The organism is Pseudomonas violetae (assembly GCF_023072615.1).
GTDB lineage: Bacteria > Pseudomonadota > Gammaproteobacteria > Pseudomonadales > Pseudomonadaceae > Aquipseudomonas > Aquipseudomonas violetae.
The window spans coordinates 1-21617 of sequence record NZ_JAKNRW010000055.1 but is presented as its reverse complement, the minus strand read 5'-3'; the positions used below and the strand labels follow the sequence as shown (position 1 = coordinate 21617).

Genomic DNA, 21617 nt, shown 5'->3' with positions numbered 1-21617 from the left:
GCGCCACGCGGGGCCATTTCGGCCTCCATGCGCTGACTGGCGCGCTTGGCCACGGGCGCCATGGCCGTGTCAGTCGAACCCACGCCCCTGTCGCCACCGGCGACGCGAATTTTTTCGATCAACGCCGAATATGCCGGCAGACGGTTGAGGTCAGTGTGAATCACTTGGTAGAGCGAAGCGTCCCGGGCCGCCGGAGGCCCCAGCGCAATGGCCGGGATCTTGTTGGCGCGGGCGTTGAGCTGGTCCATGGGCACGCGATGACGCTGGGCAATCACCTGCAACTGCTGGCCCATGAGCTGCACGTAGAACTCGGTGGCCTGATGCAAAATCGCATTCGGCTCGACCTCGACAGCCACCGGCGCCAGCACCCTCTCCTGGTATTCATCAAGCAGATACTGAGCGAGCCGCTTGGCCGAAGCGTCCTGCTCACCCTTGGCGTTGATGGTGTACCAACTGACCCTCATCGACATCCATTCCTGGGTCCAGTAGCTACTGAACCAGGGTATGAAGTTCTCCTCGGTCTGCTCGTAGATCCGCGTGCGCCAATGCTCCATGGAGCCACGCGCGAAGACCTTGGCCTGGTCGGTGGCCGACCTGGAGGCCGCCACGATTTCCCGATCCACCTGCCGCCAGGTGGCCTGGGGAACGATGATCGGTGGCGCTCTGACTGGCGCACGGTCGGGCGTGGCGCATCCCGCCACGACCAACAGCACGGCGACGATCAGCGAACGCAGGTTCAAAGTCGCGATTTCCCGAAAACCTGAGGCCGAACAGGATGAACGGCGCTCGCAGGGTGTGTGATGTAAGTATAGGCGGCGGTTTATCGGACACAAAGTCTGCCACCCCCACCGGAGGGGTCCATCAGTATCGCGCAAAGTGTTCGCACTGGTGTTCGACAAACAGTTTGCAGACCTGCTGATGCCGGCCGCCGCCCACCACTTCAGCAACGAAGTGGTGGGTCTCAATGACCAGTTTCGTTTCCTCAACAACGTACTCACCGAGCACCTGCTCAACAGCCCAACGCCAGCGCAGCCGTCACGCCAGGCGCACCACGCTCAGCGGGTAGTGCGCTGAGCGTCCATCTGCAGGTTTCCCAGCGAGACCTGGCTGGAACAGACTTCCCGCAAGCAACTGCGCAGCCACCGATGCACCGGGTCGGCATCCAGCCGTGGATGCCAGAGCATCGCGATTGTTAACGGCGCAAGAGCCACCGGGAGTTCGAAGCAGTGCATGTCTGCCCGCAGATTAGCGGTGTGTCGCTCCGGAACGCTGGCGATCATGTCGCTCTCCCGGGCCAGCATCAGTGCGGTCGCAAACCCTGCAACGGTTGCGCACATCTGCCGCACCAGGCCCAACGCCTCAAGCGCCTGATCGATCGCCCCCCTGCCCTCTGCGCGCCGCGAAACACCAATATGGTTGCCTGACGCATAACCGACCGCGGTGACAGTGCCGCAGGACAGCGGGTGCCCTGCCCTCACCACGCCGATGAAACGGTCGTGAAACAGCCCCTGGGTGCGTAACTCCGGGCTGGTGAGTTGACCCACGACTCCCGTCTCCAGATCCACCGTGCCATCACGCAGCGCCGTGCTGTCCTTGTCATTCTTGGTTACAAAGCACAGGCGTATTCCCGGCGCTTGTTCGGCCACGCGAGCGATCAGTCGGGCACCAAAGTTCTCGACGAAACCCTCGCGGGTTCTCAGGGTGAATGTACGCATCACTTGCCCCAGATCAGGCTGCTCGGCCGGGCGCAATACCGCTTCGGCCTCCTGCACCAACTGACTGACCCGCTCGCGTAATTGCAGGGCCCTGGGGGTGGCTACCAGACCGCGTCCAGCCCTCACCAACAACGGGTCTCCGGTGGTCTCGCGCAGGCGCGCCAGGGCTCGGCTCATCGCCGAGGGGCTAAGGCGCAGACGCTTTGCGGCCTTGGCGACGCTGCCTTCGGCGAGCAGGACATCGAGGGTCACCAACAGATTGAGATCGGGTGTGGCCATGGCATGCCTCGTCATGATGGGAGATGGCGCCTGGTGCATGTATCAAATGCAAACCGTGCGCCTTCCGCCATGTTAGTCCCGGGCGTAGATTTCTGACAGCGGCCCCATCCCGGGCTGTCCGAACCCGAGGTTTGCCCATGAAGCCGACGATTATCGTTGCCCAACCCGCCCCGCCCTTTGCGTGGGCGCTATTGAGCCTGTCACTGTCCATGTTGCTGGCCGCACTTGGCACCAGCATCGTCAACGTGGGACTGCCCACATTGGCCGAAGCGTTCAATGCGTCCTTTCAAAAGGTGCAATGGGTCTTGATTGCTTACCTGTTGGCCATTACCACGCTGATCGTCAGCGTCGGCCGACTCGGCGACCTGTTGGGCAAACGGCGACTGCTGCTCGGCGGTATTAGCTTGTTCACCCTCGCCTCGGCCCTGTGTGGCCTGGCGCCAGGCCTTGGGCTGTTGATTGGTGCACGGGCGCTGCAAGGCCTGGGTGCAGCGATCATGATGGCGTTGACCATGGCGCTGGTCGGCGAGTCGGTGCCCAAGGCCAGGACCGGCAGCGCCATGGGCTTGCTGGGTACGATGTCGGCGATCGGCACCGCATTGGGACCGTCCTTGGGCGGCCTGTTGATCGACGGTTTCGGCTGGCGGGCGATGTTCCTGGTCACTGTGCCTATGGGGTTGCTCACCTGGCTGCTGGCGTACCGCAATCTGCCTGCTGACAAGCCCAAGCTCAAGTCCGCACGAGTCGGTTTCGACATACCCGGCACGGTGCTGCTGGCACTGACGCTGGGCGCCTATGCACTGGCCATGACCCTCGGGCGCGGCAGCTTCGGGTTGCTCAATGGCGCGTTGCTGCTCGGCGCTGGAGTGGGCCTTGGCCTGTTTATCCAGGTCGAAGCTCGCGCCGGTTCGCCGTTGATTCGCCTGGGCATGTTCGGCGACCGCAACGTAAGCGCCAGCCTGGTCATGAACGTACTGGTGAGCACCGTGATGATGGCGACGCTGATGGTCGGGCCGTTTTACCTGGCCCAGGGGATGGGACTGGAGGCCTTGCAGGTCGGGCTGGTGTTATCCGTCGGGCCTGTGGTCGCGGCGCTGACCGGCGTGCCGGCGGGCCGTGTGGTCGACCGCTTCGGCGCCCGCCGCATCACGGTCGCCGGCCTCGGGGCAATGGTGCTCGGATGCCTGGGATTGTCGGCACTCCCGCTGGGGTCTGGCATCGTGGGCTACGTGGCGCCGATGATGGTGGTGACCCTGGGATATGCGCTGTTCCAGACGGCCAACAACACCGGGGTGATGGCCCAGGTTGTAGAGGATCAGCGGGGAGTGATTGCCGGCTTGCTCAGTTTGTCGCGCAACCTGGGGCTTGTGACCGGAGCGTCCGTTCTGGGAGCGGTGTTTGCCCTGGCCTCAAGTGCTGCGGCGCACAACCTGGCGCACCCCCAAGCGATTGCCAGCGGAATGCGCATCACGTTTGCCGTTGCCCTGACACTGGTGGGTGTGGCATTGGCCATCGCGCTGGTGAATCGATCGCGCTGAAACCTGCCTGGGCGGGGTCTCAAATTTTGCTCAGGTTCATTCTGTAGCCCTTCCCCAGAACCCCTTCATGCAATGCTGACTGGATCACCGAATACACTCTATTGGCCTCTGCGGTGGTGATCGACCTCGCACAATCGCGCAACACTACCCGCAGTAGCACGTTCTCCTGGCCCGGCAGGATGCCCAGCCGTTCAACGGCATGAGGGGGCAACTGCTTGTATTGCCAGCGGTCCTTGACCTGCACCTCCTCAATCCAGCCAGAGCAGTCGCCGGCAGCCAGCAAAATACGTTCGGTCAACTCCTCCTCACTCAGCCCTGGCGTGACCGCCAGCGAAATGTCCCGGCCAATCGCCGGCAAACGTGACACGGCGACCCAGGGTTCGAGGTCGTGCATCTGCGCCTGGACTCGCTCGTTCTGGTCGCGCAGCAGGCGAATATCCGCGATGCCCTTGCGTAACATGGTCAGGCGATCCAGGCCCATGCCCAGGGCCAATCCGCCGTGGCGCAGTGGATCTATATCCAGGCGCTGCAACAGCGATTTGGCGATGCGGCCGCACTCCAGCACCTCGACCGGAATGCGCTCATTCAACACGTTTACTTCGATGCCACCCTCGGTGTAATGATGCCGACTCTCGGTGAATATCCAGGATTTTTCCGGCACCGCCGATTGCATAATATCGTCGACCAGGCGCAGCAGCTGTTCACGGGTCGACAACTGCGGCTCGCCCAGCACCCAGATGTCCATCTGATGCGGTTCCGCGCAATGCCAGCGATCGCGACTGTCGCGCCGGAAGGTGATGCCCGGTGCCGCCAGCACAATCGTCTCGCCCGGCTGGCGCAATTGCGCCGCCCACTGAAGCGCCGCAGGGATCTGGCTGGTGGTTTGCGTGCGCAGCAGCGAGTACTCATCGACCCAGCGCGTGTGCTCACTGCCGAGGGTGACTTCTGCCGCGTCGTAACCAAGCAGGCCGTAATTATCTTCGGCAGAAACGATCCTGGGACCAGTCAGCACCTGTGCCACGGGCCAGCCCCTCGCGGCCAGCCCCCCAAGAATCTCGTCGACCAGCAATCGCACGGCGTGGTCGGGGCTGCCTTTTTCGGTCAGATCGACCTGGGTCAGGGCTTGATGGACGGCGGCATACGCCAGGAATTTCTTGGGTGCGTGCACTAGGTGATCCTCTGTCGAAAGTCGTCCCCGGCCCCCTCTGAACAATGAAGCCTGCGGGTTAACGTAACGACACAAAGTGACCTGCCACAACCGAAAATGGACGCATCAATGCAATTTCAGAACGGCGCTACAGACGCGTCCTACCGATGAGCTCCTGCTGACCGCAAATCCCCCTGTGGGAGCGAGCGTGCTCGCGATGAGGCCGGCACATCCAACATCAACACCGCCTGCCCCACCACCAATCACATCACCTGATTACGCCCATTATGCTTGGCCCTGTACAGCGCATCGTCAGCGCGGACCAACAGGCTGTCGAGTGTGTCGTCGGGTTGGGCCAAGGCAGTACCGAATGACGCCGTGATCGTGTCCAGCAGCTTGCCATCACCGCGGGTCTTGATTCGCAAGGACTGGATCTTCAGCCGCAGTTGCTCGGCGAAGGCCCGAGCGGTGGCGAGGTCGGGGCACTGTTCCAGTACCACACAGAATTCTTCGCCGCCATAACGCGCGGCATGGGCATGCGCTGGCAGGGCCTTGCGCAGGGTTTGCGCGACATGCTGCAGCACCCGGTCGCCGAGGGGATGACCGTACTGGTCGTTGAACTGCTTGAAGTGGTCAATATCCAGGATCACCAGCGCGACCCCTTGCGAGGGCCTGGCCAGCGCCTGTTCCAGTACATGTGTGAGCGCGGCGCGGTTAAGCAGTTCGGTCAGGCCGTCGAGGGTGGCCGCCAGCTGCGCGCGCTGGAGTTTGTCGCGCAGGCTCTTGATTTCGTCCTGGGCACTGTGCAACTGGGACAGGAAGTGCTCCTGCTGGCTCTGCATCAGCCGGGTACTTTGCTGCAGCTCGCTGAGGATGTCTGGCAAGCGCTCGTCGGCGGGCGCCTCGAGCATGTCGAGGCAATGACCCAGGCTGGTCTGGAAGCTGCGATTGCCCTCCACGCTGCGCGACACGTTACGCGCCATGTCATCGACCAGATTGATTGCCTGCTGTTGCCCCGCCCGTGCCACTTCCAGCTCCTCGCGAATGATGTAGTCGCGGAACAGCTTCGAGGCGGACTCAGGCGGAAACTGCGCGAATTCCTCCAGCACTTTGTCCAGCTGGCGGTTGAGCTCAGGCACCTGGCCTTTGCTGTAGGTGTACCAGAGGGCGTAGTGCACCGGATTGGGCGGGATATTGTGACGAACCATCAGGGGGACGGCCTGCTTGAGCAGCGCCGCAGCTTCGCGGGAATCTTCCGGGTACAGCGCTAGAACAGTCGCTCGCGTCTCTGATTGGCTCATAACGTCACTGTAGTTAATCATCATTGGCAAATAGGGAACGCCCGGAGCATAACCGTCCGTCCGTAGCACGCATAGCGACTGGCCATAATTCAAGGCTAAAAAGACGGTTTTACCCTCACGCTTCCTCCCACAAAACGACTAGGCTTTTTCGGTGAATCGGATTGCTCAATGGCGATGCTTTGCTTTCCACCGCACATGAACCATGACAAGCGCGGGGTTGGTCTGCTAAAACGTTTCATCTGCGCATCAGCCAATCCAGACGGGGTAGCGACATGACCACAGCACATATCCTTGACCACCTTTTCCCGGAAGCCGGCAGCATCCCGGAGAAATACCGCCTCGAAGGCCAGACTGAACAACGTGAGTACCTGGTCGACGGCGAACTGAAAACCTGGAACGGCCCCCTCGCCCAGGTGCGAAGCCCGGTGTACCTGAGCGGTGAACAAGGCGATCAACAAGTCATTCTTGGCAGCACACCGCTGCTTGATGCCGAGACCGCGTTGACTGCCCTCGATGCCGCCGTGCGCGCCTACGACCGAGGCCAGGGTTTGTGGCCGACCATGCGCGTGGCCGAGCGTATCCAGCACGTTGAAACCTTCCTCGGGCGCATGCGCGAGCAGCGCGAGGCGGTGGTCAAGTTGCTGATGTGGGAAATCGGCAAAAACCTCAAGGACTCGGAAAAAGAGTTCGACCGCACCTGCGACTACATCGTCGACACCATCAACGCGCTCAAGGAACTCGACCGCCGCTCCAGCCGTTTCGAGCTGGAACAGGACACCCTCGGGCAGATCCGCCGGGTGCCGCTCGGCGTGGCGTTGTGCATGGGGCCTTACAACTACCCCCTGAACGAAACCTTCACCACGCTGATTCCGGCCCTGATCATGGGTAACACCGTGGTGTTCAAGCCCGCCAAGCTCGGCGTGCTGTTGATCCGCCCGTTGCTGGAGGCGTTCCGCGACAGCTTCCCGGCCGGGGTGATCAACGTGATCTACGGCAGCGGACGCGAAACCGTCAGCGCGTTGATGGCCAGTGGCAAGATCGATATCTTCGCATTCATTGGTACCAACAAGGCCGCCAGTGACCTGAAGAAACTCCACCCCAAACCACACCGCTTGCGCGCGGCGCTGGGCCTGGATGCGAAGAATCCCGGCATCGTGTTACCGGAAGTCGATCTGGATAACGCCGTCAACGAAGCCGTCACCGGCTCACTGTCGTTCAACGGCCAACGCTGCACCGCGCTGAAAATCCTGTTCGTCCACGAAGACGTGGTCGATTCCTTCATCGAGAAGTTCAACGCCAAGCTCGCCACCCTCAAACCAGGGATGCCGTGGGAAAGCGGCGTGTCCCTCACCCCTCTGCCGGAAGCAAGCAAGGTGGATTATCTGCACGCTTTGGTCGCCGATGCCCAGAGCAAAGGCGCCAGCGTGATCAATCCCAACGGTGGTGAAACTCGTGCCTCCTTCTTCTACCCGGCAGTGCTGTACCCGGTAACGCCGCAGATGCGCGTCTACCAGGAAGAACAGTTCGGGCCGGTGGTGCCGATCGTGCCGTACCGTCATCTGGATACGGTGATCGATTACGTCCTGGAATCGGACTTCGGCCAGCAACTGAGTATCTTCGGCACCAACCCCGTGGCGGTAGGCCGGCTGGTCGACACCTTTGCCAACCAGGTCGGCCGGATCAACCTCAATGCCCAGTGCCAGCGGGGCCCGGACACCTATCCGTTCAACGGCCGCAAAAACTCTGCAGAAGGCACGTTGTCTGTACATGATGCGCTGCGGGTGTTTTCGATCCGTACCCTGGTGGCGACCAAGTTCCAGGAAACCAACAAGGAGCTGATCAGCGAGATCATCAGCGGGCGTAGTTCGAGTTTCCTGACGACCGATTACATCTTCTGAGGACAGCCGATCTGAACATGTTCAGAACCCAACGACTGCCGCCCCTATTGCGCCGGTTATTGCGTCCGTTGCTGGACCCGTACCGGCGTTATCAACACGCCAGGCTGATCCATGCGGTGCGGGTTTCGCTCGGGCTGCTGGCGTCGATCCTGCTCACCACCGGCATCAACTTGCCCCATGGCGAGTGGGCTTCGGTGACGATGCTGGTGGTGATCGGTGGCTTGCAGCACCACGGCAACATCGGCAAAAAAGCCGCCGAACGCGCGATCGGTACCCTGGTCGGGGCCGGCATCGGCTTGCTGCTGGTGCTGCAGCAGAGCTGGCTGGGAATGCCGTGGCTGACCTATTTAGCGATGTCGGTGGTCTGCGGTTTTTTCTCCTACCACGCCATCGGCAAAGGCGGTTACACGGCACTGCTGGCTGGCATTACCGTATTTATCGTTGCGGGGCATGGCGACAACCCGCTCAGCGATGGTTTGTGGCGTGGGGTCGACATCCTGATCGGGATTGCCCTGGCGCTTGCGTTTTCCTTTGCCCTGCCGCTGTACGCGGTGTTCTCCTGGCGCTACAACCTGGCCGATGCGTTACGCGACTGCGCAACCCTCTACGGACGGATAATCAACGGCCAGTCGGTCACTGACGACGAGCATCATCGGCTCATAGGGCGCCTGAATAGCGTGATGGTGCAACTGCGCTCGCTGATGCCGTCGGTGTCCAAGGAAGTGAAGGTCTCCATGACCGAACTCGACGCCCTGCAGCGCAACTTACGTATGTGCGTGTCCACCCTGGAAATACTCGCCAACACCCGACCCGATGCCAGTGATCCGGCTGCCATGGGCCACCTGCAAACATTGTTGAAAGCCGAGCATCGGCTGATTCGAGTACAGCTGGTGGGCATGGCCCGCGCGCTGAAAACCGGCGCCTATCAGCGTCTCAACCGGCCTGTCGAGCCGGCACCGGACCCAAGCCTGGAAGCACCGGTGTACAGCCCACTGGATGGTTATCGGTTATTGATCCTGCAACTGCTCGCCAACATCGACGAGATGCGCCAACGCCTGGCGAAAACGGCGCCGCGGTGGAGTATTTGACCTACTGCGCCACGCGGTGGCGCAATCCCAGGCTCCAACCCTGCTGCATACCCGCCGCTGCCAGCAAAATCGCCGCTACCCCGATCCACTGCAGCATCTGCAGCTGATGACGAAACGCAAACCAATCAACAAAGATGGCCGCGATCGGGTAGACAAATGACAACGCCCCGGTCAATGCAGTCGGCAGTTTCTGAATCGCGCCATACAGCAACACATACATCACCCCTGTGTGCACAATGCCCAGCGTCACCAGGCTAGCCCAGGCACTCGGTGCTTGCGGCAGCGCGGAGAAATGCGCAAACGGCGCGAGCAGCAGCACCCCTGTGCACACCTGGATCAATGCGATCAAATGCGGCGCAGTGCCGGTCAGGCGCTTGATGATCAAGGCGGCGATGGCATAAAGAAACGCCGCACCCAACGCCAGCGCGATCCCCATCAGGTAATCATTGCCACTCTCGCCCTGAGTGCCGTGGGCACTGACAATCGCCAGCATCCCCATGAACGAAATGCCCAACCAGAACAGTTTCTGCAGGGTGATTTTCTCGTTGAGGAACACTGCCGCCAACCCTACCAGCATGAACGGCTGGACGTTGTACACCGCTGTACCGATGGCAATCGATGCCCGCGAGTACGACCCGAACAACAGCACCCAGTTGCCGACAATCGCCATGCCGCTCAGCACCGCCAGCAGGAACGTCGTGCGGGTCAGCATGCCTGGACGCAGGAAACCGAACGCCGCGCAGATCAATAACAAGGTGCCAGCACCGAACACGCAACGCCAGAACACCACGTCCAGCACCGGCTGCCCGGACACCAATACGAACCAGCCGATGGTGCCGGAAATCAGCATGGCGGCGGTCATCTCGAATGACCCGCGACGAATTGTTTTGTCCATCATCAGACTCCTGTGATTGAAGCCAGATTATGCCAACCGCCGCCCTCACGCCTCCAGAGCAAAAAGCAGGCTAGAATTCCAATCTGCCTTTTTTATCAAGGTGAATTCGATTAACTGCCTAACGGAGGCTCTGCCATGACCGACGACATCGACCAAGTGCTCATCAAGGCCTTGATGGAAGACTCGCGGCGCTCGCTCAAGGCCCTGGCAGGTATCAGCGGCCTGTCTTCGCCCAGCGTTGCCGAGCGCTTGCGCCGACTGGAAGAACGCGGCGTGCTCAAAGGCTATACCGTCGAGATCGACCCCAAATGCTTCGGCTATCAGCTGCAGGCCATCGTGCGCATCCGTCCGCTGCCAGGGCAATTGCAGGAAGTGGAACGGCAGATCCAGGCGATCCCCGAATTCACCGAGTGCGACAAGGTGACTGGCGACGATTGTTTCATCGCCCGTCTGCATGTGCGCTCCATGGAACAGCTGGACACCCTGCTCGACGGCCTCAACACGCATGCCGAAACCAACACCGCGATCGTGAAAAAAACCCCGGTCAAACGCCGCTTACCACCGATGGAGTGAGTGATATTCTATTGCGAAACACGTAGATTGAGGGTTTTCCAGCTAGGGATTGGCAGCATGAAAATTCAGGTCATGGCATTGGCAGCGCTGATGCTCGCAGGTTGCGGGACGGTCCAGACGGTAATACGCGGCGATGAAGCAGCCTCGAAAATCCTCAAGGAACAACAAAGCTACTGCGGCGCAGTACCGCGCATCTACAGTGGCGTGACCTTCGACTTCTGCTACCTCAATGCCCCGCTCGAAAGAGGACGTGAATCCGACGTGCATACCACGGCGCCTGCCATCGTCCTGGTCGACGTGGTGCTTTCCGGCGTGATGGACACCTTGGTGCTGCCCTACACGATTTACCGGCAAAAGGTTGACGGCAGCATTATCGTGACCAACTGACCTGGATTCCAGGCAATAAAAAACCCGCCGCAGCGGGTTTTTTACTTAGCGCCAACGATTAATCATCGCGGCTCATGATGCCAAACAGCTGCAACAAACTGATGAACAGGTTGTAGATCGATACATACAGGCTGATCGTAGCCATGATGTAGTTGCGCTCGCCGCCGTGGATGATGGCGCTGGTCTGGAACAGAATGCAGACCGAGGAGAACAGCACAAAACCGGCGCTGATCGCCAGCTGCAGGCCGCTGATCTGGAAGAAGAAGCTCGCAACCACGGCACCCAGCAACACGAAGAAACCTGCAGTGATGAAACCACTGAGGAAACTCATGTCCTTGCGCGAGATCAGCACATAAGCCGACAGGCCGCCGAACACCAGCGCGGTCATGGCGAAAGCCGAGCTAACCACTTCCGCCCCGCCCTGCATACCCAGGTAGCGGTTGAGGATCGGGCCGAGCAGGAAACCCATGAAACCGGTCAGGGCAAACGCCGACACCAGGCCCCACGCGGAGTCACGGAGTTTGTTGGTCAGGAAGAAAAGGCCGTAGAAACCGATCAGCACCACGAAGATATTCGGGTAGCCAACACGCATCTGCTGGGCGACATAGGCCATCACGCCGCTGAATGCGAGGGTGAGAGCGAGTAGGCCGTAAGTGTTGCGCAAGACGCGGCTAACCTCTAGCTGCTCAGCCTGCACGCCGTTATTAACTGCGTAATCCTGTTCGCGCATGGCGACACTCCTGTTGGTTTGAAACGTTCAGTCGCAAAGATCATAACAGACGCCTTGTAACAAGCTACTCAGAGAGTTTGACAGTGTGTTTCATTCAGGTATTATGGCGCCCGCAACGCAAACGGAGGTGTGGCCGAGTGGTTTAAGGCAACGGTCTTGAAAACCGTCGACTGTAACAGGTCCATGAGTTCGAATCCCATCGCCTCCGCCATATTTGTACCGACAAAGCCCTGATTATTCAGGGCTTTGTCGTTTCTGACGCGCGCAGATGCTGTCCCAGCGTTTTGCGCATGTTTGCGGCCATTTCCGCAACGTGCGTGAGGCCAAGGCGCAGCTCGATGAGGCGCGTCTGTAACTGTCATACGCAACCGTGACGCGCCGGCCGACGGCATCGCGGCCAAGGTCGACGACCTGCAAGTCGGCAATTATCTCAATAACGGTGCGCCGGCCTTCGCGCTGATTTACAACCATGAGATCTGGGTCGAAGCCAAATTCCGCGAGACGCAAGTCAGCCACATGCGCCCCGGGCAGACCGCGACCATCTCCATCGATACCTGCCCCGATCGGCAGTTCAAGGCCCACGTCACCAGCATGAGCCCCGGGGCACGGTCCGACTTCGCCCTGCTGCCGCCCGAGAACGCCACCGGCAACTGGGTGAAAGTCGTGCAGCGTGTGCCAGTGCGGCTGGAACTGGACGAGTTCGATCCGGACCTGCCGCTGTTCTCCGGCACCAGCGCCACGGTCCGTGTCGATACCGGGCACCGCACGCCCTGGTGGCATCCACTCAAGTCGTTACTGACTGCGGGTGACTCCTGATGAACACCACCACTTCCATGGCAGCCGACCCCGCGCCCTGCGCTTCGTCGCCCTGCTCGCGACCTACCTGCAATCGGCCAACCTGCCGTTGCCCAACGCGGCGCGGCGCCTGATTCAGGGCAGCCTGTCGATGACCGACGACCAGGCCGGGTGGATCTTCACCGCGTATCTCGCGGCCAGCGCCATCACCACGCCGGTCGCACAATGGCTGGCCGGCCGCTTTGGCTTGAAGCTCGTCTATCAGGCTGCTCTCGCCGGGTTCGCTCTCGGCCTGTGGCTTGGTACATTGACCACCAGGATACCCGCGACGTGTACGGGCATGTGATTTACGACGGCGAGGTCAAGTTGATCGACACCTGGCGCGCCCTGGAAAGCCTGGTGGATCAAGGTCGCTGCAAATCCACCGGCCTCTCGGTCATCACCCTCGACGCCCTCAACGAAATAGTTGCCGCCGCGCGGATCAAACCGGCTGTGGTGCAGATCGAATTGCCGGAATGGGAGCTGCTGGAGTTCTGCAAAGAGCACGGCATCCTCCTCCTCGCCTTCGCCCCGCTGGGCCATGGCATGCAGCCGAATGTGCTGGAGGATGCAGTGATTACCGGTATCGCCAAACGCGTACCTGTGGCTGACCACCGGCGTGTCCGCCATCAACGTGCGTCGCCACGCCAACGTCAAGGAGTCGCTGGTCGCCAACACCACCGCCGTCCCCACCGACGTGACCTACGACAACTGGAGCCTGGCGCCGCGGATCGGCGTGCGCTACCCGTTCAATCCGAACCTGCAGGTGTTCGCCAACGTCAGCCGTTCGGTGGACTCACCGGCGTCCCGGGAATACTCCGGTTCCGGCCACACCGCGCCCTATGTGCGGCCGCTGGTGGAGCGGAAAGCCAACACCGTGGAGGGCGGCATCCAGGGTTGCGCAGGGATCTTCGACGGCAGCCTGGCGCTGTATCGCTCGAGGGTGAAGGACGAGTTGCTCAACGTCCAACTGATCGGCGCCACCCCTAACGCCGCCGTCACCGGCGCGTTTAACGCCACGCCGACGATTCACCCGGGCGTTGAAGCCGGTTTAAACGCTCGCCTGTGGGACAACGACAGCGGCGAGCAGGTCTACCAGCGTCAGGTGTACACCTACAACGACTTCTACTACCGCCATGACCCACCCTTCGGCGACAACCAACTGCCGGGCATTCCCAACCACGTGTACCAGGCTATACCGAGGTCAACGTACAGTCGGCTTCGCGCACCGCGGTGGATTACGCCAACAGTTTATATGCGCCCACCTACACAATCTTCGGCGCGAACGTGGGCTACGAAACGCCGAACAAGGACTGGAAGGTGTCACTGGACCGGAAAAATCAGGCGAACAAGAAATACGTTACCGCAGTGCAGCCGCTGTACGACGCCAAAAGCCAGGACGCCGCGGCGCTGTTCCCAGGTAGCGGGATCGGCGCCTACGTGGCGGTGGAAATGCGCTACTGATGCCGGGCCGGGCCTTGGATCCAATTTGCCCCGCTCTGCCTGGTTAGCTGCTAACCTCAGGTCAGGGACGAACTGGACAGAGGATGACGTATGGGCAATACACCCAAGCACGGCTGGACCTGGGCCTACCAAAAACTTCGCGGCCTGCACTGCTCGCGTCTGACTGCGCTGTATCGGGCGACCCTGTACGCCGTGCGCGGCGATACTGGGACGCTCACCAGCGGTGATAATTGGCAGAAGATTCGTTTGCGCCGTTAAACACCGGACTGTTTCACGATCTGACGCAGGCTGCTGCAGGTAACGCTGACACCGCTGCAACCCGACCGTTCGTCCGCTGGCCAGCACCTATGGCCCGCGCATTCTTCCAATGTTGGGTTAATCACTCACAAGGAAGATTCAACATGATGAACAGAAAATGTGCGGTGCTCACACTTGTAGGTCTCATGTCAGCCTTCTCGCTCAACGCTTTCGCGGCCGGCGAATCCACCAGTGGCACGCCTTCGGCGGATGGCACCAGCCAGACCCGCGACCCGGCGCCTAAAGCCACCAACGCCGATCCGGATGCTGCCTCGCTGCCTCAAGGCTCGGACGGCAACACCACCGACAACGGCCCAACGCCCAGCGGTTCCAAGGCGGGCGGTGCGGACAAGGCCGGTGGCGGCAGCAGCAGCGGTGGCAGCGGCGGTAGCTGATCGCAGCTCAGTTTGCTGCGAACACTAGCAGTCACTGCGCAAGCAACTGTGGGAGCCAGCAGTCACTGCAAAAACAACTGTGGGAGCCAGCCTGCTGGCGATGAACTCAACAACGACGCGTACGTCCAGAATGCACGCGTCATCGTTGAAGTCCATCGCCAGCAGGCTGGCTCCCACAGGTATTACTCAAGCATTCAACAAATCAACAACACTTCGGCCCGGCCTTGCTCCCGTACCGCGCCTCCTGCCGCTCCCTGAAGAACATCTCATAATCCATCAGCGGCTGGTCCGGGTGCTTGGTCTGCATGTGCTCCACGTAGTTGTCATAGTCAGGCATCCCCACCATCAACCGCGCAGCCTGCCCCAAATACTTGCCCAGCCGACTCAAGTCATTAAACATGCTGCCCTCCTCCCTCAAGCCTCTGGCAGCGCCTGATACGGTGCTTCCTTATCCGTGCGTTCCTTGCTACCCCAGGCAGCAATACCGACCTTCAGGGCAAAGAACAGGATGCTGAACACCACCAGCAGGAATAGCGCCGTCAGTGTCGCGTTGGTGTAGGCGTTGTAAATCACGTGCTGCATCTGGTTGATGTCCTTGGCCGGTGCCAGAATCTGCCCGTTGTCCATGGCATCGCTGTACTTCTTCGCCAGCGCGAGGAAGCCGATCGCCGGGTTGGCATCAAACAGCTTGATGAAACCGGCGGTGGTGGTGCAGATCAGCAGCCACACAGCAGGCAGCATGGTTACCCACACATAACGCTGACGTTTCATCTTGATCAGCACCACCGTCGCCAGCATCAGTGCGATACCCGCCAGCATCTGGTTGGAGATACCAAACAGCGGCCAAAGGGTGTTGATGCCGCCCAGTGGATCAATCACGCCCTGATACAACAGATACCCCCACATCGCCACGCACCCGGCGGTGGCAATCAGGTTGGCGGTCCAGGAGTCCGTGCGTTTGAGCGCGGGGACGAATGAGCCCAGCAAATCCTGGAGCATGAAACGCCCCGCACGGGTACCGGCATCCACCGCCGTCAGGATAAACAGCGCTTCGAACAGAATCGCGAAGTGGTACCAGAACGCCATGGTGTTTTCACCTGGCAGCAACTGGTGCAGGATCTGCGCGATGCCCACGGCCAAGGTCGGCGCACCGCCGGCACGTGCCAGGATGGTGGTCTCGCCGATATCCCGGGCCACCGCTTCCAACACGTCCGGTGTAATCGCAAAGCCCCAGCTGCTGACCGTCTGCGCAACCGTCACCGCATCGGAACCGACGATCGCAGCCGGGCTGTTCATGGCGAAGTACACCCCCGGCTCGATCACCGAAGCAGCTACCATGGCCATGATCGCCACGAAAGATTCCATCAACATGCCGCCGTAACCGATGTAACGGGCATGCCCCTCGCTGGCCAGCAACTTCGGGGTAGTGCCGGAAGCGATCAGCGCATGGAAACCCGACACCGCACCGCAAGCGATGGTGATAAACAGGAACGGAAACAGACCGCCTTTCCACACCGGGCCAGTGCCGTCGATGAACTGGGTCAGGGCTGGCATTTTCAGGTCGGGCATGGTCACCAGAATGCCGATCGCCAAGGCCATGATGGTGCCGATTTTCAGGAAGGTCGACAGGTAGTCACGGGGCGCCAGGATCAGCCACACCGGCAACACCGCAGCGACAAAACCGTAACCAATCAGCATCCAGGTAATCTGGATCCCGGTGAAGGTAAACGCCTTGGCCCACACCGGGTCAGCAGCAATTTGCCCGCCCAGCCAGATCGAACCCAGCAGCAGCAACACGCCCACTACCGAGATCTCGCCAATGCGGCCTGGGCGGATGTAGCGCATGTAAATGCCCATGAACATCGCGATCGGGACGGTCGCCATCACGGTGAACATGCCCCACGGGCTGTCGGCCAGGGCTTTCACCACGATCAGCGCGAGCACCGCGAGAATGATGATCATGATCAGGAAGCAGCCGAACAATGCGATGGTGCCAGGGATGCGGCCCATTTCCTCACGGACCATATCGCCCAGGGAGCGACCGTTACGGCGGGTGGACAGGAACAGCACCATGAAGTCCTGCACCGCACCGGCCAGCACCACCCCGGCGATCAGCCACAGGGTACCGGGCAGATAACCCATCTGCGCCGCCAGCACCGGACCGACCAGGGGCCCCGCGCCGGCAATGGCCGCGAAGTGGTGACCGAACAGCACGTGTTTATTGGTGGGAACGTAGTCCAGACCATCGTTGTTGAGCACGGCAGGCGTGGCTCGGTTGGGGTCCAGCTGCATCACCTTGTTGGCGATGAACAGGCTGTAGTAGCGATAAGCGACGAGGTAGATGGCGACTGCTGCGACTACGATCCACAGGGCGTTGATGGCTTCGCCGCGGCGCAGGGCCACGACACTCAGCGCGAACGCACCCAGGACAGCCACGGCAAACCAGGCAAGGTGTTTAGCCAGACGGGGCATATGCGTCTCCTGCCGACAGCGCATGGCTGCGGCGGTAATTTTTATAATTGTGTCCGCTGTGCGGAGCTGGCCCAATATCCGCGCATGCCGTCCATAAATAAATCCGCAGAACTACGTACAACCGGACTACGTAGTTCTACGTAGATGCCCCCCCCCCCGTTTAGACGCCCAAGCCCACCCCTGTGGGAGCGAGCCTGCTCGCGATAGGGTGTGTCATTCAACAATGATGCTGGCAGATCCACCGCTATCGCGAGCAGGCTCGCTCCCACAAGGGGTTTGGCATTTCAATTGATCGAAATCCCCGCTACAGGTCATTCCGTCCAGCAGCGCTACAGAACCCGCGTATCTTTGGCATATGATGCCGGGCTCTCGCTTTCCCCTCGGCCCGGACAGGAGCCCAGATGCAACTCAAACACAAAATCGTTGCCCTCGGGATCCTGCCGCTGGTCCTGGCAATCGCCGTCATCTGCGCCCTGGTGATCTCCCTCAACCGCCAACTCGGCGACCAGCAGGCCCAGCTCATCGAAGACAGCATCCTGGCCAGCAAGCGCGCCGAACTGAAAAACTACGTCGAAATGGCGCAAAGCCTCATCGCCCCCCTCTACGACGACGGCCACGGCGACGCCCAGGCCCAACAAAAAGTCCTGGAAGAACTGCGCAAACTCAGCTTCGGCATCAACGGCTACTTCTTCGTCTACGACCGCGAAGGCCGCAGCCTGATGCACGCGCGCCAGTCCGAACTGGTGGGCAAATATCTCTGGGACATGCAAGACCCCCACGGCCTGCCCGTCATCCAGGCCCTGCTGAAAAGCGCCCAATCCGGCGAAGGCTTCCAGCGCTACGCCTGGAACAAACCCTCCTCCGGCCAGGTCACCGACAAACTCGCCTACGTGATCATGCTCGACCGCTGGGGCTGGATGCTCGGCACCGGCATCTACCTGGAAGACGTCGAGCGCGCCACCCAGCAAGCCCGTGACGAAGTCGCCCAAGGCATCCGCAAAACCATGCTCGCCATCGCCGCCGTCGCCCTGGTCGCGGTACTGCTGGTCTTCGCCAGCGGCATGACCCTCAACGTCAGCGAGCACCGCCTCGCTGACAAAAAACTCCAGCGCCTGACCCAACGCATCGTCAGCCTGCAGGAAGAAGAACGCTCCCGGGTCTCCCGCGAGCTGCACGACGGCATCAGCCAGGTGCTGGTGTCGATCAAATTCCAGTTCGAACTGGCCAGCCTGGTCCTGGAAAACGGCCAGGATCGCGGCCTGGGCATCCTGCGCGAAGCCACCGAACGCCTGGGCGAAGCCATCGGCGAAGTCCGCAGCCTGTCCCACGACCTGCGCTCATCCCTGCTCGACACCCTCGGCCTGCCCGCCGCAATCGGCCAGCTCGCCGCCGAATTCGAACAACGCAGCGGCCTCAAAGTGAACTACAACGACAACGAATTCGCCTGCGACCTCGTCGACGGCGCCGCCGTCTCGCTATTTCGCATCGTCCAGGAAGGCCTGACCAACATCGAACGCCACGCCCAGGCCAGCAACGTCGACATCACCCTGCACGGCTGCCCACAGGGCGTGCGCCTGACCCTGGTCGACGACGGCATCGGCTTCAACGTCGCCCAGGTCGAACGTCGCCACACCGGCATCGGCCTGCGTAATATCCGCGAGCGAGTCGACCACTTCGGCGGCCAGTTCACCCTGACATCGACACCGGGCCGCAGCGAACTCGATGTACTGCTGCCCCTCAAACCCACCGGCGCTCCCCGCTGATCACCACCACAACAAGAGTGAATAGCCGCGATGAACCTGCCCTCCCCGATCCGCGTCGCCCTGGTCGACGACCACTCCCTCGTCCGCGACGGCATCAAGGCCCTGCTGTCCGTCATGGCCAACCTGGAAGTCGTCGGTGAAGCCGAAAACGGCGCAGACGCCATCGACATGATCGGACGCTGCCAACCCGACCTGGTATTGGTCGACATCGGCCTCAAGGACATGAACGGCCTGGAACTCACCCGGCTGCTGCGCAACCGCTACCCGGCGCTCAAAGTGCTGGTGCTGAGCATGTACGACAATCACGAATACGTCAGCGAGTCCGTGCGCGCCGGGGCCAGCGGCTACGTCCTGAAAAACTCACCCTCCCGGGAAATCATCGCCGCCATCGACGCCATCACCAACGGCGGCTCCTTCTACAGCGCCGAAATTGCCCAGCGCCTGATCGCCGACAAAAACACCGACAACGAACTGACTCCTCGGGAAAGCCAGGTGCTGTACAAAATGGCCCAAGGGCTGAACAACAAGGAAATGGCGCGGGAACTGGATATCAGCGTGCGTACGGTGGAGACGCATCGTTTGAGTATTCGTCGTAAATTGAATATTGATAAGCCGGCGGCGTTGGTGAAGTATGCGATTGATCATGGGATTATTTCGCGGTAGGCGGATCCATCTCAGTAGACATGAAGGGCATGCAGCCGTGAATCATATCGGCATGAACTCATCGCCATCCGTGGATGGATTTTTTGCGGTTAACATCGGCAACAGTGGGCCTCGCAGCTAGGGAAACTCTGAAAAAGACTTCCAAATCTGGTGAAATACGCCAGTCCCAAGCACTGAACGGTTGAGTCCCGATGAAGCAGATGTCCTTCGCTGACGCCGAATACGCTGGCAAACGCAAACAAACCCGCCGTGAACGCTTCCTGATCGAGATGGATCAGGTCGTGCCCTGGAATGGCTTGGTCAAACTGATCGAGCCACACTATCCAAAGGGCGAAGGTGGTCGCCCAGCCTATCCGTTGATGGCGATGTGCGGGTTCATCTGATGCAAAACTGGTTCGGCTATAGCGATCCGGCCATGGAAGAATCGCTCTACGAAACTACGATCCTGCGACAGTTTGCAGGACTGCACCTGGATCGGATTCCGGATGAAACCACAATCCTCAATTTCCGCCGACTGCTGGAAAAACATGAGCTGGCCGGTGGGATGTTGCAGGTCATCATTGGCTATTTGGGCGACCGTGGTTTGTTGCTGCGCCAAGGCACCGTGGTCGATGCGACGATCATTCATGCGCCGAGCTCGACCAAGAACAAGGACGGTAAACGCGATCCCGAAATGCACCAGACGAAGAAAGGAAATCAGTATTTCTTCGGGATGAAAGCGCACATCGGTGTCGATGCCGAATCCGGTTTGGTGCATAGCGTGGTGGGCACGGCGGCGAATGTAGCGGACGTAACTCAGGTCGATCAGTTACTACACGCAGAAGAAACTTACGTCTCTGGCGACGCGGGTTATACCGGTGTCGAAAAGCGTCCCGAGCATCAAGATCGCCAAATGATCTGGTCGATTGCAACGCGGCCGAGCAGTTATAAAAAGCATGCAAAGAAAAGCCTGATAGGGCGCATGCGTCGCAAAATCGAATACGCGAAAGCTCAACTGCGCGCCAAGGTTGAGCATCCGTTTCGAGTGATCAAGCGCCAGTTTGGTTATACGAAAGTACGCTTCCGAGGCATGCTGAAAAACACTGCGCAACAGACCACGCTGTTTGCTCTGTCCAACCTGTGGACGACGCGAAAACGATTGCTGAATACAGGAGCGGTGCGCCTGTAATGCGGACAATGGGCGCTAAAAAGCGCTTGTTCGAAGAAAAAAGAGGAATTGGGCGAGGCAAAGGTCTGATTTTCGATTGAATCGATGTTTTTTGAAACCCTGAAGCAACGGGTGGGTTAAAAACGTCTGCCTACTTCAGACCTTCCTTAGGTCCGGGGCATGCCCATACATCCGCTCAAAACGCGCAGCCACAGCTTTTCGGTATGAACCTTGAAGCGAGGAAATTCTAACGTCGTGAGTGCCAGGTGACCACACAAGCTCGCCTCGGTTAGCAGCCCGCGTAAGCGCGTTCTGTTTCTTAACAAACTGCCTTTGCAAGAAGCCGCGCTCAGAAGCTGATAGGTCAGATTTACTCAGGATTTTAGGCTTGTTCACATTCAATGTTGTCGAACATGTCCAACCTAAAGGATCGACCCAACTGATAGGATTTGGTGCCTGTTGATAGAGATTGACGCTTCCAGCCAACCCAATCGGGTCCTGCGTAATAAACCGCCCAACCTCCGGATCATAATACCGAAACGTATTGTAATGCAGCCCCGTCTCATCATCAAAATACTGCCCCTGGAACCTCAGGTTCTGCTCTACCTCGCTCACCGCCAGCTTTTCGAGCGCGCCCCAGGCTTTGTACGTCGCCTGCCAGACAATCTGCCCCGCCCGGTCAGTCATCTCCAACGGCGTACCAATCTGGTCGGTATGAAAGTAGTAGAGCTTCTGTTCTTCCCCCTCGCTCTGATCGACTCTGGCTAACGGCGCATAGCTCCCCGGCTCATACACATACAGGCTGCTCTGCCCCGGCGCCTCTTCGCGCAGCATGCGCAGGCCTTGCCACAGGAAGTTCTTGTGTTCGGTTTTCCCGCCGATTACCGACGTCTTGGCAACACGTCTTCCCAGGCTGTCATAGCGGTACATGCCAGTACTTTCAATCTGGCTGTGGACCATCGTTTCAGCCCTGACCAGCCGATTCTCACAGTCGTAAGTAAACGTCTGCAGCTTGCTGATACCGCTGCGCT

General features: G+C 60.2%; 19 protein-coding genes, 1 tRNA gene and 6 pseudogenes. 17 read left to right on the top strand and 9 right to left on the bottom strand.

Annotation, left to right across the window (positions count from 1 at the left end; translation table 11 throughout):
* A partial coding sequence (locus L9059_RS29225) for a hypothetical protein (RefSeq protein ID WP_247294575.1) occupies nucleotides 1-740 on the bottom strand: 740 nt, incomplete at its 3' end.
* A 124-nt stretch (nucleotides 741-864) separates the two neighbouring features.
* Here L9059_RS29225 and L9059_RS29220 point away from each other — a divergent pair.
* A pseudogene (locus tag L9059_RS29220) lies at nucleotides 865-1074 on the top strand (hypothetical protein); the annotation flags it as partial.
* Here the strand turns inward: L9059_RS29220 and L9059_RS29215 are convergent.
* Nucleotides 1056-1994, bottom strand: coding sequence for a LysR family transcriptional regulator (locus tag L9059_RS29215; RefSeq protein WP_247294572.1), 939 nt, complete (start codon nucleotides 1992-1994; stop codon nucleotides 1056-1058). The pseudogene L9059_RS29220 and the gene L9059_RS29215 overlap by 19 nt on opposite strands.
* Nucleotides 1995-2131: 137 nt before the next feature.
* Here L9059_RS29215 and L9059_RS29210 point away from each other — a divergent pair, with 137 nt between their 5' ends.
* Nucleotides 2132-3532, top strand: coding sequence for an MFS transporter (locus L9059_RS29210; protein ID WP_247294569.1), 1401 nt, complete (start codon nucleotides 2132-2134; stop codon nucleotides 3530-3532).
* 19 nt (nucleotides 3533-3551) lie between these two features.
* Here the strand turns inward: L9059_RS29210 and srmL are convergent, their stop codons facing one another.
* Nucleotides 3552-4700: a PheS-related mystery ligase SrmL gene (gene srmL, locus L9059_RS29205; RefSeq protein WP_247294567.1), complete on the bottom strand. Its 1149-nt coding sequence runs from the start codon at nucleotides 4698-4700 to the stop codon at nucleotides 3552-3554.
* A 242-nt stretch (nucleotides 4701-4942) separates the two neighbouring features.
* Nucleotides 4943-5980, bottom strand: a complete 1038-nt coding sequence (locus tag L9059_RS29200) for a GGDEF domain-containing protein (RefSeq protein WP_247294565.1) — start codon at nucleotides 5978-5980, stop codon at nucleotides 4943-4945.
* A 272-nt stretch (nucleotides 5981-6252) separates the two neighbouring features.
* On the opposite strand from L9059_RS29200, the gene L9059_RS29195 reads away from it, so the two are divergent.
* Nucleotides 6253-7878, top strand: a complete 1626-nt coding sequence (locus L9059_RS29195; RefSeq protein ID WP_247294562.1) for an NADP-dependent glyceraldehyde-3-phosphate dehydrogenase — start codon at nucleotides 6253-6255, stop codon at nucleotides 7876-7878.
* Nucleotides 7879-7895: 17 nt separating this feature from the next.
* Nucleotides 7896-8966, top strand: coding sequence for an FUSC family protein (locus tag L9059_RS29190; RefSeq protein ID WP_247294561.1), 1071 nt, complete (start codon nucleotides 7896-7898; stop codon nucleotides 8964-8966).
* 1 nt (nucleotide 8967) lies between these two features.
* Here L9059_RS29190 and L9059_RS29185 read toward each other — a convergent pair whose 3' ends face one another.
* Nucleotides 8968-9861: a DMT family transporter gene (locus L9059_RS29185; RefSeq protein ID WP_247294549.1), complete on the bottom strand. Its 894-nt coding sequence runs from the start codon at nucleotides 9859-9861 to the stop codon at nucleotides 8968-8970.
* A 135-nt stretch (nucleotides 9862-9996) separates the two neighbouring features.
* On the opposite strand from L9059_RS29185, the gene L9059_RS29180 reads away from it, so the two are divergent.
* Both L9059_RS29180 and L9059_RS29175 read left to right on the top strand, forming a co-directional pair.
* The gene (locus L9059_RS29180; RefSeq protein ID WP_247294545.1) at nucleotides 9997-10434 is read left to right on the top strand and encodes an Lrp/AsnC family transcriptional regulator; all 438 of its coding nucleotides are present in this window, start codon (nucleotides 9997-9999) and stop codon (nucleotides 10432-10434) included.
* Nucleotides 10435-10491: 57 nt separating this feature from the next.
* On the top strand, nucleotides 10492-10821 hold the full coding sequence (locus tag L9059_RS29175) for a YceK/YidQ family lipoprotein (protein ID WP_247294542.1): 330 nt from the start codon (nucleotides 10492-10494) through the stop codon (nucleotides 10819-10821).
* A gap of 58 nt (nucleotides 10822-10879) precedes the next feature.
* Here L9059_RS29175 and L9059_RS29170 read toward each other — a convergent pair whose 3' ends face one another.
* Nucleotides 10880-11551 (bottom strand): Bax inhibitor-1/YccA family protein, encoded by a 672-nt coding sequence (locus L9059_RS29170; protein WP_247294540.1) that lies wholly within the window; start codon nucleotides 11549-11551, stop codon nucleotides 10880-10882.
* Between the two features lie 123 nt (nucleotides 11552-11674).
* On the opposite strand from L9059_RS29170, the gene L9059_RS29165 reads away from it, so the two are divergent.
* The 8 genes and pseudogenes from L9059_RS29165 to L9059_RS29130 all read left to right on the top strand — a co-directional run bounded on the left by L9059_RS29165 (nucleotide 11675) and on the right by L9059_RS29130 (nucleotide 14541).
* Nucleotides 11675-11762: transfer RNA gene (locus L9059_RS29165), tRNA-Ser, on the top strand.
* A gap of 102 nt (nucleotides 11763-11864) precedes the next feature.
* A pseudogene (locus tag L9059_RS29160) lies at nucleotides 11865-12367 on the top strand (HlyD family secretion protein); the annotation flags it as partial.
* Nucleotides 12357-12662 (top strand): annotated as a pseudogene (locus tag L9059_RS29155) (MFS transporter); the annotation flags it as partial. The pseudogenes L9059_RS29160 and L9059_RS29155, both read left to right, overlap by 11 nt.
* A pseudogene (locus L9059_RS29150) lies at nucleotides 12656-12985 on the top strand (aldo/keto reductase); the annotation flags it as partial. The pseudogenes L9059_RS29155 and L9059_RS29150, both read left to right, overlap by 7 nt.
* Nucleotides 12986-13004: 19 nt before the next feature.
* Nucleotides 13005-13565: pseudogene (locus L9059_RS30775) on the top strand (TonB-dependent receptor domain-containing protein); the annotation flags it as partial.
* Nucleotides 13566-13618: 53 nt separating this feature from the next.
* Nucleotides 13619-13849 carry a hypothetical protein gene (locus tag L9059_RS30770; protein ID WP_247294578.1) on the top strand — a complete coding sequence of 77 codons (231 nt, stop codon included), beginning with the start codon at nucleotides 13619-13621 and terminating at the stop codon, nucleotides 13847-13849.
* A gap of 90 nt (nucleotides 13850-13939) precedes the next feature.
* The gene (locus L9059_RS29135) at nucleotides 13940-14107 is read left to right on the top strand and encodes a hypothetical protein (protein ID WP_247294538.1); all 168 of its coding nucleotides are present in this window, start codon (nucleotides 13940-13942) and stop codon (nucleotides 14105-14107) included.
* A 143-nt stretch (nucleotides 14108-14250) separates the two neighbouring features.
* On the top strand, nucleotides 14251-14541 hold the full coding sequence (locus L9059_RS29130; RefSeq protein WP_247294536.1) for a hypothetical protein: 291 nt from the start codon (nucleotides 14251-14253) through the stop codon (nucleotides 14539-14541).
* 202 nt (nucleotides 14542-14743) lie between these two features.
* Here the strand turns inward: L9059_RS29130 and L9059_RS29125 are convergent, their stop codons facing one another.
* Together L9059_RS29125 and L9059_RS29120 are read right to left on the bottom strand one after the other, a co-directional pair.
* Nucleotides 14744-14941: a YbdD/YjiX family protein gene (locus L9059_RS29125; protein WP_247294534.1), complete on the bottom strand. Its 198-nt coding sequence runs from the start codon at nucleotides 14939-14941 to the stop codon at nucleotides 14744-14746.
* Nucleotides 14942-14955: 14 nt separating this feature from the next.
* Nucleotides 14956-17013: a carbon starvation CstA family protein gene (locus L9059_RS29120; protein WP_247294496.1), complete on the bottom strand. Its 2058-nt coding sequence runs from the start codon at nucleotides 17011-17013 to the stop codon at nucleotides 14956-14958.
* 401 nt (nucleotides 17014-17414) lie between these two features.
* Between L9059_RS29120 and L9059_RS29115 the strand changes: the two genes are divergently transcribed.
* The 3 genes and pseudogenes from L9059_RS29115 (at nucleotide 17415) to L9059_RS29105 (ending at nucleotide 20607) form a co-directional block, all read left to right on the top strand.
* Nucleotides 17415-18776 carry a cache domain-containing protein gene (locus L9059_RS29115; RefSeq protein ID WP_205893781.1) on the top strand — a complete coding sequence of 454 codons (1362 nt, stop codon included), beginning with the start codon at nucleotides 17415-17417 and terminating at the stop codon, nucleotides 18774-18776.
* A 30-nt stretch (nucleotides 18777-18806) separates the two neighbouring features.
* Entirely contained in the window at nucleotides 18807-19439 is a 633-nt protein-coding gene (locus L9059_RS29110; protein ID WP_247294493.1) for a response regulator, read from the top strand.
* A 191-nt stretch (nucleotides 19440-19630) separates the two neighbouring features.
* Nucleotides 19631-20607: pseudogene (locus L9059_RS29105) on the top strand (IS5 family transposase).
* Between the two features lie 135 nt (nucleotides 20608-20742).
* Here L9059_RS29105 and L9059_RS29100 read toward each other — a convergent pair.
* On the bottom strand, nucleotides 20743-21617 hold an 875-nt coding region (locus L9059_RS29100; protein WP_247294490.1), incomplete at its 5' end, for an RHS repeat domain-containing protein.

Coding starts and splice junctions, on each gene's coding strand:
- L9059_RS29215 (WP_247294572.1), bottom strand. CDS start 1,994: ATGGCCACACCCGATCTCAATCTGTTGGTGACCCTCGATGTCCTGCTC.
- L9059_RS29210 (WP_247294569.1), top strand. CDS start 2,132: ATGAAGCCGACGATTATCGTTGCCCAACCCGCCCCGCCCTTTGCGTGG.
- L9059_RS29200 (WP_247294565.1), bottom strand. CDS start 5,980: ATGAGCCAATCAGAGACGCGAGCGACTGTTCTAGCGCTGTACCCGGAA.
- L9059_RS29195 (WP_247294562.1), top strand. CDS start 6,253: ATGACCACAGCACATATCCTTGACCACCTTTTCCCGGAAGCCGGCAGC.
- L9059_RS29190 (WP_247294561.1), top strand. CDS start 7,896: ATGTTCAGAACCCAACGACTGCCGCCCCTATTGCGCCGGTTATTGCGT.
- L9059_RS29185 (WP_247294549.1), bottom strand. CDS start 9,861: ATGGACAAAACAATTCGTCGCGGGTCATTCGAGATGACCGCCGCCATG.
- L9059_RS29180 (WP_247294545.1), top strand. CDS start 9,997: ATGACCGACGACATCGACCAAGTGCTCATCAAGGCCTTGATGGAAGAC.
- L9059_RS29175 (WP_247294542.1), top strand. CDS start 10,492: ATGAAAATTCAGGTCATGGCATTGGCAGCGCTGATGCTCGCAGGTTGC.
- L9059_RS29170 (WP_247294540.1), bottom strand. CDS start 11,551: ATGCGCGAACAGGATTACGCAGTTAATAACGGCGTGCAGGCTGAGCAG.
- L9059_RS29135 (WP_247294538.1), top strand. CDS start 13,940: ATGGGCAATACACCCAAGCACGGCTGGACCTGGGCCTACCAAAAACTT.
- L9059_RS29130 (WP_247294536.1), top strand. CDS start 14,251: ATGATGAACAGAAAATGTGCGGTGCTCACACTTGTAGGTCTCATGTCA.
- L9059_RS29125 (WP_247294534.1), bottom strand. CDS start 14,941: ATGTTTAATGACTTGAGTCGGCTGGGCAAGTATTTGGGGCAGGCTGCG.
- L9059_RS29120 (WP_247294496.1), bottom strand. CDS start 17,013: ATGCCCCGTCTGGCTAAACACCTTGCCTGGTTTGCCGTGGCTGTCCTG.
- L9059_RS29115 (WP_205893781.1), top strand. CDS start 17,415: ATGCAACTCAAACACAAAATCGTTGCCCTCGGGATCCTGCCGCTGGTC.
- L9059_RS29110 (WP_247294493.1), top strand. CDS start 18,807: ATGAACCTGCCCTCCCCGATCCGCGTCGCCCTGGTCGACGACCACTCC.